At 67.6% G+C, this 13,743-nt stretch carries 12 protein-coding genes; 9 read left to right on the top strand and 3 right to left on the bottom strand.

Annotated elements, in window-relative coordinates:
* The first annotated feature begins 21 nt into the window (after positions 1–21).
* Both AN401_RS10685 and AN401_RS10680 read left to right on the top strand, forming a co-directional pair.
* The gene (locus AN401_RS10685) at positions 22–1,119 is read left to right on the top strand and encodes an efflux RND transporter periplasmic adaptor subunit (RefSeq protein ID WP_096779330.1); all 1,098 of its coding nucleotides are present in this window, start codon (positions 22–24) and stop codon (positions 1,117–1,119) included.
* A complete protein-coding gene (locus tag AN401_RS10680; protein ID WP_096779329.1) occupies positions 1,116–4,175 on the top strand; it encodes an efflux RND transporter permease subunit in 3,060 nt (1,019 codons plus the stop codon). The genes AN401_RS10685 and AN401_RS10680 overlap by 4 nt, the downstream gene beginning before the upstream one ends.
* A 125-nt stretch (positions 4,176–4,300) precedes the next feature.
* Here the strand turns inward: AN401_RS10680 and AN401_RS10675 are convergent, their stop codons facing one another.
* Positions 4,301–5,341: a PLP-dependent cysteine synthase family protein gene (locus AN401_RS10675; RefSeq protein WP_096779328.1), complete on the bottom strand. Its 1,041-nt coding sequence runs from the start codon at positions 5,339–5,341 to the stop codon at positions 4,301–4,303.
* Positions 5,342–5,464: 123 nt separating this feature from the next.
* On the opposite strand from AN401_RS10675, the gene AN401_RS10670 reads away from it, so the two are divergent.
* Positions 5,465–5,926, top strand: coding sequence for an Lrp/AsnC family transcriptional regulator (locus AN401_RS10670; protein WP_096779327.1), 462 nt, complete (start codon positions 5,465–5,467; stop codon positions 5,924–5,926).
* 78 nt (positions 5,927–6,004) lie between these two features.
* On the opposite strand, the gene AN401_RS10665 is transcribed toward AN401_RS10670, so the two are convergent.
* Complete coding sequence (locus AN401_RS10665) at positions 6,005–6,799, bottom strand: AraC family transcriptional regulator (RefSeq protein WP_096779326.1); 795 nt, start codon at positions 6,797–6,799, stop codon at positions 6,005–6,007.
* 92 nt (positions 6,800–6,891) lie between these two features.
* Here AN401_RS10665 and AN401_RS10660 point away from each other — a divergent pair, with 92 nt between their 5' ends.
* Positions 6,892–7,866 carry a bile acid:sodium symporter family protein gene (locus AN401_RS10660; RefSeq protein ID WP_198401902.1) on the top strand — a complete coding sequence of 325 codons (975 nt, stop codon included), beginning with the start codon at positions 6,892–6,894 and terminating at the stop codon, positions 7,864–7,866.
* Here AN401_RS10660 and AN401_RS10655 read toward each other — a convergent pair.
* On the bottom strand, positions 7,850–9,010 hold the full coding sequence (locus tag AN401_RS10655; RefSeq protein ID WP_198401901.1) for a Na/Pi symporter: 1,161 nt from the start codon (positions 9,008–9,010) through the stop codon (positions 7,850–7,852). The two genes, AN401_RS10660 and AN401_RS10655, sit on opposite strands and share 17 nt — an antisense overlap.
* 163 nt (positions 9,011–9,173) lie before the next feature.
* On the opposite strand from AN401_RS10655, the gene AN401_RS10650 reads away from it, so the two are divergent.
* The 5 genes from AN401_RS10650 (at position 9,174) to AN401_RS10630 (ending at position 13,743) form a co-directional block, all read left to right on the top strand.
* On the top strand, positions 9,174–10,400 hold the full coding sequence (locus tag AN401_RS10650; protein ID WP_096779323.1) for an RNA polymerase sigma factor: 1,227 nt from the start codon (positions 9,174–9,176) through the stop codon (positions 10,398–10,400).
* A gap of 86 nt (positions 10,401–10,486) precedes the next feature.
* Positions 10,487–11,326 (top strand): YciI family protein, encoded by an 840-nt coding sequence (locus AN401_RS10645; RefSeq protein ID WP_096779322.1) that lies wholly within the window; start codon positions 10,487–10,489, stop codon positions 11,324–11,326.
* Positions 11,323–11,700 (top strand): YciI family protein, encoded by a 378-nt coding sequence (locus AN401_RS10640; RefSeq protein WP_096779321.1) that lies wholly within the window; start codon positions 11,323–11,325, stop codon positions 11,698–11,700. The genes AN401_RS10645 and AN401_RS10640 overlap by 4 nt, the downstream gene beginning before the upstream one ends.
* Positions 11,697–12,050 (top strand): DUF1428 domain-containing protein, encoded by a 354-nt coding sequence (locus tag AN401_RS10635; protein ID WP_096779320.1) that lies wholly within the window; start codon positions 11,697–11,699, stop codon positions 12,048–12,050. Before AN401_RS10640 ends, AN401_RS10635 begins: the two co-directional genes overlap by 4 nt.
* A 145-nt stretch (positions 12,051–12,195) precedes the next feature.
* Positions 12,196–13,743 carry a cobyric acid synthase gene (locus AN401_RS10630; protein ID WP_232513285.1) on the top strand — a complete coding sequence of 516 codons (1,548 nt, stop codon included), beginning with the start codon at positions 12,196–12,198 and terminating at the stop codon, positions 13,741–13,743.

Genomic DNA, 13,743 nt, shown 5'->3' with positions numbered 1-13,743 from the left:
TTCGGCACGGAAATCGGCAAGATGACGGCAGGCAATATCGGCCAGTGGTTTGAACGGCACAAGAAATGGGGTTGGTGGCTGCTGTTGCTGGCCCTGGCGTTGTTCTGGCTGTGGCGGGGCGAGTTGTACCGGGCCCGGGCCGAGGCGCCCGAATCGCCAGTACCCGCCGCCATAGCCGGGCCCAGCGTCGAGGTGACCTGGCTCGAGGCCGAGTCCTACCAGCCCCATATCCTGCTCCAGGGCCAGTTGCTGCCCCACCGCCAGGTGGTGCTGCGCGCCCGGGTCGGTGCCGCCGTCACCGCTTTGCCGCAACTGGGCCAGGCGGTGGCGGAGGGCGAGACCCTGCTCGCCCTGAGCGAGGACGAACGCCGCGCCCACCTGGCCAGGGCCGAGGCCGAGGTGGCGCTGCGCCAGGCGGAAGTGGCGGCGGCCGAGCGGCTGCGCCGCAACAACCTGGTGTCCGAAACCGACTACCTGGCACTCAAGTCTGCCGCCGCCGCCGCCCGGGCCGCCCTGGACGCGGCCCGGCTGGCGCTGGATCACACCCGCGTCACGGCGCCCTTTGCCGGCAGCATCGATACCTTGCCGGTGGAGCTGGGCGACTTCGTGCAGGCGGGAGATCCCCTGCTGACCCTGGTGGATGTTGCCTCACTCAAGCTGACGGCCCAGGTGCCCCAGCAACAGGTGGCACAGCTGCGGCCCGGCCTGCCGGTGACGGCGGTGCTGCTCGATGGCCGGGAGCTCGAGGGCACGCTGACCTTTGTGGCCAGCGCCGCCGACGGGGCCACCCGCAGCTATGCCCTGGAGGCCCGGCTCGACAACCCGCAACAGTGGCGGGTGGCCGGGGCCAGCGCCGGCCTGCGGATAGCGCTGCCGGCCCGGCCCGCACACCGGCTGTCGCCGGCCCTGCTGGCCCTGGATGAACAGGGCCGGCCCGGCATCCGGGCGCTGGACGATGCCAATCGGGTACGCTTTATGCCGGTGACCCTGCTCGCCGTCAACACCGAGCAGGCCTGGGTGGAGGGCCTGCCGGCGCGGGTGCGCCTCATCACCCGGGGCGCCGGGTTTGCGGTGGAAGGGGACGAGGTGAGGGCGGTCGAGCGGGAGCCGGCGGCATGAGGGCGCTGATCCAGGCGGCGGTGGCGCGCAGCCGCGCCACCCTGATGGCGTTTGTCTTCCTGCTGCTGGGCGGCTACGGCGCCTACCAGGCGATCCCCAAGGAAGCCAACCCGGACGTGACCATTCCCATGATGTACGTGTCCATGGGGCTTGAGGGCATCAGCCCGGAAGACGCCGAGCGGCTGCTGGTGCGGCCCATGGAGCAGGAGCTGCGCACCCTGGTGGGCATCAAGAAGATGAGCTCCACCGCCGGCGAGGGCCACGCCTCCGTGATGCTGGAGTTCGACGCCGGCTTCGATCCCAAACAGGCACTGCAGGAGGTGCGCGAGAAGGTGGATTCGGCGCGCAGCAAGCTGCCGGACGAGGCTGACGAGCCGGTGGTGCACGAGATCAACGTGGCGCTGTTCCCGGTGCTGTCGGTGGCGCTGTCGGGGCCTTTGTCCGAGGCGGAGCTGGTGATCCTCGCCCGCCGCCTGAAGGAGGAGATAGAAGGCATTCCCGAGGTGCTGGAAGTGGACATCGGTGGCGACCGGGAAGACGTGCTGGAAATCCTGGTCGATCCCCAGGTGCTCGACAGCTACGGCATCGACTACAGCCAGCTGTTCAACCTGGTGTCGCGCAACAACCGGCTGGTGGCCGCCGGCAGCCTGGACACCGGCGCCGGCCGGCTGGCGGTGAAGGTACCGGGGGTGATCGAGAACCTGGACGACGTGCTCGGCCTGCCCATCAAGGTGGAGGGCGACCGGGTGGTCACCTTCGGCGACGTGGCCGTTATCCACCGCGACTTCAAGGATCCCGCCGGCTTCGCCCGCATCAACGGCGAGCCCGGGGTGGTGCTGGAGGTGAGCAAGCGCGCCGGGGCCAATATCATCAACACCATCGCCCAGGTCAAGGCGCTGCTGGAGCAGGCCGGCCCGCTGCTGCCGGAGGGGGTGGAGGTCCACTACATCATGGATCAGTCGATCCAGATAGAAACCATGCTGTCGGACCTGCTCAACAACGTGCTCACCGCCGTGGTGTTGGTGCTTATCCTGATCGTCGCCACCATGGGCCTGCGCTCGGCGGTGATGGTGGGACTGACCATCCCCGGCGCCTTTCTCGCCGGCATCCTGGTGATCTGGGCCATCGGCTTCACCATGAACATCATAGTGCTGTTCTCGCTGATCCTGGTGGCCGGCATGCTGGTGGACGGCGCCATAGTGGTGTCGGAGCTGGCCGACCGCAACCTGCACGACGGCCAGACTCCCGCCCAGGCCTGGGTGAACGCCGCCCACCGCATGAGCTGGCCGGTGATCGCCTCCACCGCCACCACCCTGGCGGTGTTCGTGCCGTTGCTGTTCTGGCCCGGGGTGGTGGGGGAGTTCATGAAGTACCTGCCCGCCACCGTTATCATCTGCCTGCTGGCCTCCCTGGCCATGGCGCTGGTGTTCCTGCCCACCATGGGCGGCGTGAGCCGGCACCGGCCCCGCTATACCCAGCCGGTGACCGTGCCCGGGCTCGAATTGTACCGGGCCGTGCTGAGCCGGCTGCTGCGCCGGCCCGGGCTGACCCTGGCCGGCACCCTGGCCATCATAGGGCTGATCTACGCCGCCTACGCCCGCTTCAACCACGGGGTGGAGTTCTTCCCCGATATCGAGCCGGACAGCGCCCAGTTGCAGGTGCGCGCCCGGGGCGATCTGTCGGTATACGAGAAGGACGCCATACTGCGCGAGGTGGAGCGCCGCCTGCAGGGGCTGACCGAGGTGAAGGCGCTCTATGCCCGCAGCTTCGCCATGCCAGACAACCAGATGGGCACCGATGTGATCGGGGTGCTGCAGTTCCAGTTTACCGACTGGCACCGGCGCCGCCCGGCCAGCGCCATCAAGGAGACCATGACCGGGCTGACCCGGGACATTCCCGGCGTGGTGCTGGAGTTTCGCGAGCAGCAGATGGGGCCGGGGGCGGGCAAGCCGGTGGAGCTGCGGGTGTCGGGCACCGATGAGCGCGCCCTGAGCGAGGCCACGGAGCGGATCCGTGCCGCCATGCTGGCCCTGGGCGGCTTTGCCGACATCGAGGATAACCGCACCCTGCCGGGCATCGAGTGGCGCATCCGGGTCGACCGGGAGGCCGCCGCCCGCCTGGGCGCCGACGTGCTGAGCGTGGGCAACGCGGTGCAACTGGTGACCAACGGCTTGAAGCTCGCCAGCTATCGCCCCGAGGACGCCAGCGACGAGGTGGACATCCGGGTGCGGCTGCCCCAGAGCTGGCGCTCCCTCGATCAGTTCTCGCGCCTGAGCCTGAACACCCAGCGCGGCCAGGTGCCGCTCAGCCACTTCGTGACCCTGAGCCCGGCGCCCAAAATCGGCACCCTGCACCGGGTGGACGGGCGGCGCACCATCACCATCCAGGCGGACATCGCCGAGGGTTACCGGCTGGACGAACGCTTGGCGGCCCTGGCGGGCAGCGGCATCGAGCTGCCGGCCGGGGTCGGCCTGGTGGTGGCGGGGGAGGACGCGGATCAGCGCGAGGCGGCCCAATTCCTCACCACCGCCTTCCTGGTGGCGGTGTTCCTGATGACGCTGATCCTGGTCACCCAGTTCAACAGCCTGTACCAGACCGCCCTGGTGCTGTCGGCCATCGTCTTTTCCACCGCCGGGGTGCTGATGGGGCTCTTGCTCAACGGCCAGTCCTTCGGCATCGTCATGGTGGGCATGGGCATCATCGCCCTGGCCGGCATAGTGGTGAACAACAATATCGTACTGATCGACACCTACAACCAGCTGCGCGCCGAGGGCCTGCCGCCCTTCGAGGCGGCGCTGGAAACCGGCTGCCTGCGCCTGCGCCCGGTGCTGCTCACCGCCGTCACCACGGTACTGGGGCTGATGCCCATGGTACTGGGGGTGAACGTGGACCTGCTTGCCCCCAGCCTGGGGCTGGGCGCGCCGTCCACCCAGTGGTGGACCCAGCTTTCCAGCGCCATCGCCGGCGGCCTGAGCTTCGCCACCCTGCTGACCCTGCTGCTCACCCCCTGCATGCTGGTCTTAAGGACAAGCTGGAAGTCGGAAGCTGGAAGCTAGAAGCTATGCGAATTGGAGGGGCGGTGTGGTACCTGTAAGCAAGATGTTGTTGTAGCTGTCGCTTTAGCCGGCAAGGCCTGTGAAACAGGCCTTATTCTCTTCCGGCTTCCAGCTTCCGGCTTGGGTTAGCCCAGTTCCGCCAGCTGTTGCCGGTAGGGGGCGATATCGCCGATATGCTCCGCGACCCAGTCGGGGTGGTAGTAGGTGTCGAGGTAGCGCTCGCCGCCGTCGCACATCAGGGTGACGATGGAACCCTGCTCGCCCGCCTCCTGCATGCGCCGGGCCAGTTGCAGCGCGCCCCACAGGTTGGTGCCGGTGGAGCCGCCGGCCTTGCGGCCGAGGATCTGTTCCAGCCAGTGGATGGTGGCGATGCTGGCGGCGTCCGGCACCTTGATCATCTCGTCGATCACCTCGGGCAGGAAGGAGGCTTCCACCCGCGGCCGGCCTATGCCCTCGATGCGGCCGCCGGCCTGGCTGGTGAGAGCGGGGTTGCCGGTGCGGTAACTGTCGTAGAACACCGAATGTTCCGGATCCACCACCACCAGCCGGCTGTCCAGCCCCAGGTAGCGGATATAGCGGCCCAGGGTGGCGGAGGTGCCGCCGGTGCCGGCGCTCATGACGATGGCCCTGGGTACCGGGTGGGGCTCTTCCGCCATCTGCCGGAAGATGCTTTCGGCGATATTGTTGTTGCCGCGCCAGTCGGTGGCCCGCTCGGCGTAGGTGAACTGATCCATATAATGGCCGCCGCTCTCCCGCGCCAGCCGCTCGGCTTCGGCATAGACCTCGCCCGCGTGACTCACGAAATGGCAGCGTCCGCCCAGCCGCTCCACCTGGGCGATTTTGCTGCGGGTGGTGTGGCGCGGCATCACGGCAGTGAAGGGCAGTTGCAACAAGCGGGCGAAGTAGGCCTCCGACACCGCCGTGCTGCCGGAGGACGCTTCCACCACCGGGGTGCCTTCACGGATTTTACCGCTGCAGATGGCGTGCAGGAACAGGGAGCGGGCCAGCCGGTGCTTGAGGCTGCCGGTGGGGTGGGTGCTCTCGTCCTTGAGGTAGATGTCGACGCCTTTGATACCGGGGATATCCAGCCGGTAGAGGTGGGTGTCGGAGGTGCGCAGCTGATCGCTGGAGAGGGTGCGCAGGGCGGTGCGGATCCAGTGGTTCATGGTCGGGTTCCCGGTGGTGGTAGGCGGGAATTATATCCCCGCTTTCAGGGAATAAGTTTTCCTTATTTCCGTCATGGGTGCTATTTTTTGGGAAATTTTTCTCTGTATTGAAGGTTTAAGAGAATGGATGATTTCGACAGGCGGATCCTGGCCCTGTTGCAGCAGGACGCCACCCTGGCGCTGAAGGATCTGGCCGAGGCGGTGAATTTATCCACCACGCCCTGCTGGAAGCGGGTCAAGCGGCTGGAGGAAGAGGGCTATATCCGCGCCCGGGTGGCGCTGCTCGACGGCGAGCGGCTGGGGCTTGGGCTTTCGGTGTTTGTGCAGATCAAGACCCAGCACCACGACAGCCGCTGGCTGGCCCGCTTTGCCGAGACGGTGACCGCCTTCGAGGAGGTGGTGGAGTTCTACCGCATGTCCGGCGACTGGGACTATCTGCTGCGGGTGGTGGTGGCCGACATCGCGGCCTATGACCGCTTCTACAAGAAGCTGATCACCAGCACCGAAGGGCTGTCGGACATCACCTCCAGCTTCGCCATGGAACAGATCAAGTACAGCACGGCGCTGCCGTTGGGTGGTGGCTAAAAAGCCGCCGACCAACCCTCTGGCGGATATTCGGGTTTTCGTCCTCCGCTGCTCCGGACCGGGCGGTGCTGACTGCCGTCAGCCTTGCTGCAGATAGTCGCCCGGGGTGCGGCCGAGCAGCGCCCGGAAGGCGGCGATAAAGGCGGACAGGCTGTCGTAACCGCAGGCCAGGGCCACGTCGGTGATGCGCTCGCCCTGCTCCAGCAGGGGCAGGGCGGCCAGCAGCCGGCAGCGCTGGCGCCACTGGCGAAAGCTCATGCCGGTATCCATCCTGAACGCCCGGCTCAGGGTCTTGTCGCTCAGCCCCAGCTGCGCGCTGAAATGACCCAGCGGCAGGGCACAGTCCGGTTGCGCCGCCAGTTGCCGGCACAGGGGTTGCAGCCGCGGATCCCGTGGCCAGGGCAGCAGCAGGGCGCGGCTCGGGGCGGCGGCCAACTGGTCGAGCAGCACCCGTACCAGCCGGCCCTCGGCACCGGCGTCGTCGTATTCCACCGGAAAGTGGCTGAAGGCGACGATCAGCTCCCGCAACAGGGGGCTGATGTCCAGTACCTGGCAGCCCCGCGCCGGTAGGGCATCGGCCGCGATATAGAGGCTGCGGATCCGGGTTTTGGATCCAAGCCGCACGCTATGCTCCAGGCCGGGCGGTATCCACACCGCCAGGCTGGGTGGCGCCAGGTAGCGGGCGTCGGCTGTTTCCACCGTGACCACGCCGCGCTCCGCGTAGGAAAGCTGCACCCAGGGATGGCGATGGGGGAGACCTATGGCCTGATTGGGTAGGGACTCTGTGTGGCCCAACACCGGGCGGGGCAGGGCTGGCAGCTGTTCCAGCTGCTGTAACAACGCGCGGGCATTGTCCGTTGAAAGACACTTCATCTGCTTTTACCGACAAACTCCGGTTGGAGTTCAGGTTACAGTGTCGCCCTTATCGACTCAACCCGGAACCTGCCATGCTCGGTCATTTACGATTGCTGTTCGACAATTTCACCCTGACGTTGCTGGCGGTGGTGGTGGCTGCCACCCTGCTGCCGGCCCGGGGTCAGGGCGCGCTCTTCTTCGAAGGGGTTACCGCCGCCGCCATCGCCCTGCTGTTTTTTATGCACGGCGCCAGGCTGTCGCGCCGGGCCATTATCGATGGCGCCACCCACTGGCGGCTGCACCTGCTGGTGTTCGGCTGTACCTTTATGCTGTTTCCGCTGCTGGGGCTGGCGCTCAGGCCCGTGTTGCTGCCGCTGCTGGGCGAGCCGCTTTACCTGGGCGTGTTGTTTTTGTGCCTGTTGCCGGGCACGGTACAGTCGGCCATCGCCTTTACCTCCCTGGCCGGGGGCAATGTGCCGGCGGCGGTGTGCAGCGCCTCGGCCTCGAGCCTGCTCGGCATCCTGCTTACGCCGGTGCTGGTGGGGCTGTTGCTCCAGGTGCAGGTGGACAGGGCGGCCGGCGCCACCCTGGAGGCCATCGGCGCCATCAGCCTGCAATTGCTGCTGCCCTTCGTGGCGGGCCAGCTGTTGCGGCCCCGTATCGGCCACTGGGTGGACCGTCGCCGGGCCCTGTTGGCACGGGTGGATCAGGGCTCCATCCTGCTGGTGGTCTACACCGCCTTCAGCGCGTCCGTGGTGGAGGGATTGTGGAATGCGGTGTCGCCCGCGCGGCTGGCGCTGCTGACGGCGGTGTGCTGCCTGCTGCTGGCCCTGGTGCTGTTGCTCACCGCCTGGCTGGGGCGGCGGCTGGGGTTTAACCGGGAAGACAGGATCACCATCGTCTTCGGCGGCTCCAAGAAAAGCATGGCCACGGGCGTGCCCATGGCCAAGGTGCTGTTCGCGGGATCCATGCTGGGCCCGGCGCTGCTGCCGCTGATGATCTTTCACCAGATCCAGCTGATGGCGTGCGCCGTGCTGGCCCGGCGCTACGCCCGCCGGGGCGAGGGGGTCAGAACAGCTGGCTGACGCCCACCATGGCCAGCGGCAGGGCGAAGAAGACGCCGCCGATATAGGCCAGCACATAGCCCTTGTTGCGCTGGGCCTGGTGGGCCAGGGTTTCGGCCATGCGCACCGGCAACTGGCGCAGGAAGGGCAGCAGGTAGATAAGGGCGATGGCCAGCAGGTTGAACAGCAGGTGCACCAAGGCGATTTGCAGGGCCACCAGGGCGGAGGCGCCGGTGATGGCGGTGGCGGCCAGCAGGGCGGTGATGGTGGTGCCGATATTGCTGCCCAGGATAAAGGGGTACACCTGCTTGAGGGAGAAGACGCCGCTGCCGGCCAGGGGCACGATCAGCGAGGTGGTGGTGGTGGAGGACTGCACCAGCACGGTGACCAGGGTGCCGGAGGCCATGCCGGACGCCGGACCGCGACCCACGGCGCTACGCAGTATGTTCATGGCCCGGCCTACCATCAGGGTACGCAGTATGCGGCCGATCTGGGTCACCACCAGCAGGATCAGGCCGATACCCACCAGGATCAGCGCGACGCCCGACCAGATGCCCGGCAGCCAGCCGGTGGCGCCGCTCAGCACATTGCCCGCCGGTGCCAGCAGCGTCTTCATAAAGTTCATGCCGCTCATGCTGACGCTGGCGTCGCTTACCAGCAGGCCGGCCAGGTATTCGGAGGCGGTGGCCAGGGGGCGGAACAGCAGCTCCAGGGGCAGCAGTATGGCCACCGCCAGGATATTGAAGCTGTCGTGCACGGTGGCGGCGGAAAAGGCACGGCGGAATTCCTCGCCATTGCGGATATGGCCCAGGCTCACCAGGGTGCTGGTCAGCGAGGTGCCGATATTGGCGCCCATCACCATGGGAATGGCGATGGCGATGGGCAGGCCGCCGGCGACCATGCCGACGATGATGGAGGTGACGGTGCTGGAGCTCTGGATCAGCGCCGTGGCCAGCACGCCGATGATCAGCGCGATAACCGGGTTGGAGGCAAAGGCGAACAGCTCCTTGGCGTTGCTGCCGGTGGCGGCCTTGAAGCCGTCGCCGATGGCGCCTACGGCGGCCAGCAGCATGTAGATCAGAAAGGCGACCAGCAGCCAGGACAGCCAGCTCGACTGGGCGCTGTTGTCTGCGGTTCCGGGAACGGCGGTGGATTCCAGGTTCATCATGCTTTCTCTCGGGCTTAAGTTGGCGCCACTATGCCGAGCGAATATGACGGTTTTATTACAATGCGACAGTTTTATGACCGTTGTGTTGCAGCGTCGCCCACCCGGGCCGACCGCCTCGCCCTGGCCTACACTGAAGCGGTGTTTAACCTGCGAGGTGCCCATGCCCGCCAGTCAGACCCTAGACGACCTCTACCGCCAGCATTCCCGCCGGGTGTTGGCCACCCTGATCCGCCTGTTGGGCGACTTCGACCTGGCGGAAGAGGCCATGCAGGAGGCCTTCGCCGCCGCCCTGCAGCAATGGCCGCAGCAGGGCCGGCCCGAACAGCCCCTGGCCTGGCTGATCGCCACCGGCCGCCACAAGGGCATCGACCAGTTGCGGCGCCGGCAATGGCAGCAACGGCCGCCCGCCGAGGAGCCCGCGATGCTACCAGCGGACGAGGAGGCCGGCGTCGACGACGATCTGCTGCGGCTTATCTTCACCTGCTGCCATCCGGCCCTGGCCACCGAAGCCCAACTGGCCCTGACCCTGCGCGAAGTCTGCGGCCTGACCACCGAGCAGGTGGCCAGCGCCCTGTTGCAGCGACCGGCCACCCTGGCCCAGCGCATCGTGCGGGCCAAGCAGAAGATCCGCGAGGCGGCCATTCCCTACGAGGTGCCGGAAGCCGCCGCCCTGCCCGAGCGGCTGGCGGTGGTGCTGAAGGTGGTGTACCTGATGTTCAACGAGGGGTACTCCAGCAGCCAGGGGGAGCGGGTGCTGGATCCCGGTCTCTCGGCCGAGGCCATCCGCCTGGCCCGGCTGTTGGCGCAACTGCTGCCTGCCGGCGAGGTATTCGGCCTGCTGGCGCTGATGCTGCTGCACGATGCCCGCAGGCAGGCCCGGCAGGACGCCGCCGGCGACCTGGTCACCCTGGAAGAGCAGGATCGCAGCCTGTGGGACAGAGCCCAGATAGACGAAGGACTCGGCCTGCTGGCGCTGGCCTGGCGGCAACCGGCAGGGCCCTATGCCCTGCAGGCGGCCATCGCCGCCGAGCATGCCCGGAGCCCCCGCCCGCAGGATACCGACTGGCCGCGCATCGCCGAGCTGTACCAGGCGCTGTACCGGCTGCAGCCCTCGCCGGTGGTGGCCCTGAACCGGGCGGTGGCCCTGGCCATGGCCGATACCCCGGCGCGGGGACTGGCGTTGCTGGACGAACTCGGCGGCCACAAGGCCATCCAGGGGTACCACCTCTACCATGCGGCCCGGGCCGATCTCTATCGCCGGGCGGGGCAGCACGCCGCCGCCCGGGCCGCCTACCGGCGCGCCCTGGATTTGTGCCGCCAGCAGCCGGAGCGCCGCTTCCTGGCCCGGCGGCTGCGGGAGCTGGACCCGTTATCCGAAAAAAACTGAAAAAAAAAATGACTGCCCTTGTCGATTTGCCGTCGGCCCGCGCGACTTACTGATAACCACAAGCGAACCACCACGGGAGAACCACCATGAAATTCATCTTGATGCGCAAGGCCGACGCCGCCACCGAACAGGGCGTGATGCCCTCGGAGGAACTGCTGCAGGCCATGGCGGACTACAACGAACGGCTGCTGCAGGCCGGGGTACTGGTGTCCGGCGAAGGGCTCAAGCCCAGCCGCGAAGGCTGCCGTATTTCCTTTCGCGACGGCGAGCCGACGGTAACGGACGGCCCCTTCGCCGAGACCAAGGAACTGCTGGCGGGCTTTTCGGTGCTGGAGGTGGCCTCCAAAGAAGAGGCGATCGCCTGGGCGCGGCAGTGGCCCCGGCTCGACGGCGACGTCACCCTGGAGCTGCGGCCCTACTACCAACTGGAAGACTTTGCCCCGGGGGCGGCCATCGATAAGCACAGGGCCATGGGCGAGCGGATGGCCAAACTGCCGGCCGCCGTGGCCACCTACCTGATGTTCGACGGCCGCTGCCGGGAGGCCATGACCTTTTATGCGGAGCTGCTGGGCGGGCAACTGGAGATGATGCTGCCCTATGCCGACACCCCGGCGGCGGCCGAGGTGCCGGCCGACTGCCAGCAACTTATCGCCCATGCCCGGCTGAACCTGGGCGGCCGCCTGCTGATGGCGAGCGACGCCGGCGGCGATGGCTACCAGCCGCCCCAGGGCGTGTCGATACACCTGGAGTTTCCGGATCCGGCCCGGGCCGAGCAGGTGTTCCGGGCTCTGGCCGAGGGCGGCCGGGAGCAGATGCCCTTTGCCGAAACCTTCTGGGCGCACCGCTTCGGCATGGCGACCGACCGCTTCGGCATCGGCTGGATGGTGAGCTGCGAGCAGGCCGGCGGCCAGGGGAGGCCATCATGAAATACCTGGCGCTGGTGTACTACCAGGAAAGCCTGATCGACGCCATGTCCGAACGGGCATGGCACTCTCTCAACCAGGAATGCATCCGTTGCGTGGAGCGGCTGAGCGAGCAGGGCCACTTCGTGGCCGGACAGGCCCTGCAGCCGGTGGCCAACGCCACCACGGTGCGGGTGCGCGACGGCGAGGTGCTGATCTCGGACGGTCCCTTCGCCGAAACCAAGGAGCAACTGGCGGGCTTCTACCTGCTGGAGGCCTGGGATCTTAACCAGGCGCTGCAACTGGCCGGCCGCATCCCTCCGGCCCGGCTGGGCAGCATAGAGCTGCGGCCGGTGCGAGAGCTGCCGCCCAAGGACCTACAAGGAGACGAACGATGAATTACGTAGACGGATTTGTGGCCGCCGTGCCCACCCGCAACAAGGAGATCTATATCCACCATGCCCGCGCCGCCGCCGAGGTGTTCAGGGAGCACGGCGCCCTGCGGCTGGTGGAATGCTGGGGTGACGATGTGCCCCAGGGCGAGCTGACCTCCTTCCCCATGGCGGTGAAGTGCCGGGAGGACGAAACCGTGGTGTTCTCCTGGATTATCTGGCCCTCCCGCGAGGTGCGTGACCAGGGCATGGCCCGGGTGATGGAAGACCCGCGACTCAGCCCCGAGGTCAATCCCATGCCCTTCGACGGCAAGCGGCTGATCTACGGCGGCTTCGCCATGGTAGTGGACGAATAGCCCGGGGTTTGCCTGTCCGCCGCTTGCGCCGGTACAATCCCGGGCTCAACCGAACCGCAGCAGGGAGCCGAGGCCGAGCAGGGCCTCTGCCCCTGGGCGGGGCCCTGGCGCGCCAATGACGCTTTATCATTCAAGGAAAACTCCCATGCCGGACCCTTTCTCTCTCCCTCCCGGGCCGGACGGCCGGGCCCTGACCCTGATGGTACAGGGCACCGCCTCGGACGCGGGCAAGACCACATTGGTGGCGGGGCTGGGCCGGCTGTTCGCCCGCCGCGGCATCAGGGTGGCACCGTTCAAGCCCCAGAACATGGCGCTGAACAGCGCCGTTACCGTCGACGGCGGCGAAATCGGCCGCTCCCAGGCGCTGCAGGCGGCGGCCTGTTTGCTGGCGCCGCAAATCGACTTCAATCCCTTGCTGCTCAAGCCCGAGAGCGACACCCGCGCCCAGGTGATACTGCAGGGGCGGGCGCTGTCCTCGGTGGAAGCGAGCGAGCTGTTCGGCCCCGACAGCCTCAACAAGAACAAGGCGCGGCTCTTCGCCGCCATCCTCGATTCCTACCGGCGGCTGTGCACCCAGCACCAACTGGTGCTGGTGGAAGGGGCGGGCAGCCCGGCGGAGATCAACCTGCGCCAGGGCGATATCGCCAACATGGGCTTTGCCGAGGAGGTGGACTGCCCGGTGATACTGGTGGCGGACATCGACAAGGGCGGGGTCTTCGCCCAGCTGGTGGGCACCCTGGCGCTGCTGAGCGAATCCGAGCGCGCGCGCATCAAGGGTTTTGTGATCAACCGCTTTCGCGGCGATCTCCGCCTGCTGCAGGACGGCCTGACCATGCTGGAGCGGCTCACCGGCAAGCCGGTGCTGGGGGTGTTGCCCTATCTCACAGAGCTGCGGCTGGACGCCGAAGACGCCATCATGCGCACCGCCAGCCAGAGCCTTGAGTCCGAGCCGCTGCGGGTGCTGGCCTTGGTGCCACCGCGCATCAGCAACCACACCGACCTCGAGCCCCTGCGGGCGCATCCGGGGGTGGAGCTGACCCTGGTGCACAGCAACGAAGAGCCCGGCCGGCTGCCGCCGGCGGATCTCATCATATTGCCCGGCAGCAAGGCGGTGCGCGCCGATCTGGCCTGGCTGCGCCGCCAGGGCTGGGACCAGGCCCTGGCGCGCCACCTGCGCTACGGCGGCAAGGTGCTCGGCATCTGCGGCGGCTACCAGATGCTGGGCCAGCGGATAAGGGATCCGCTGGGCCTCGAAGGCGAGGCCGGCGAAAGCCGGGGCCTGGGTTATCTGCCGCTGGAGACCGAGTTAAAAGATCACAAGCAGTTGCGCAACGTCACCGGCACCCTGCAGCTGGCGGGCGGCCGGGCCCAGCTGCGGGGCTATGAGATCCACTGCGGCGAAAGCCGGCTGCTGGCGCCGGGCGAGCGGCCCTTCGAACTGGTCAGCGCCGAGGGGGGCTCGGCGGCGGACGGCCTGCTGTCGGACGATGGCCAGGTGCTCGGCACCTATCTGCACGGCCTGTTCGACCACCCGGAGGCCTGCGACCGGCTGCTGGCCTGGGCCGGGATCCAGAGCGGCCGGCAGGCCCCGGACTGGGACGCCCTGCGCGAGCGGAGCCTGGAGCGGCTGGCGGATACCCTGGAACAACACCTCAACCTGGAGCTGCTACTGGCTTCGATACAACAAGGATAA

The sequence above is a fragment of the Zobellella denitrificans genome (assembly GCF_002407485.1).
Classification (GTDB): Bacteria; Pseudomonadota; Gammaproteobacteria; order Enterobacterales; family Aeromonadaceae; genus Oceanimonas; species Oceanimonas denitrificans.
This window is presented reverse-complemented; position numbering and strand designations above follow the sequence as displayed.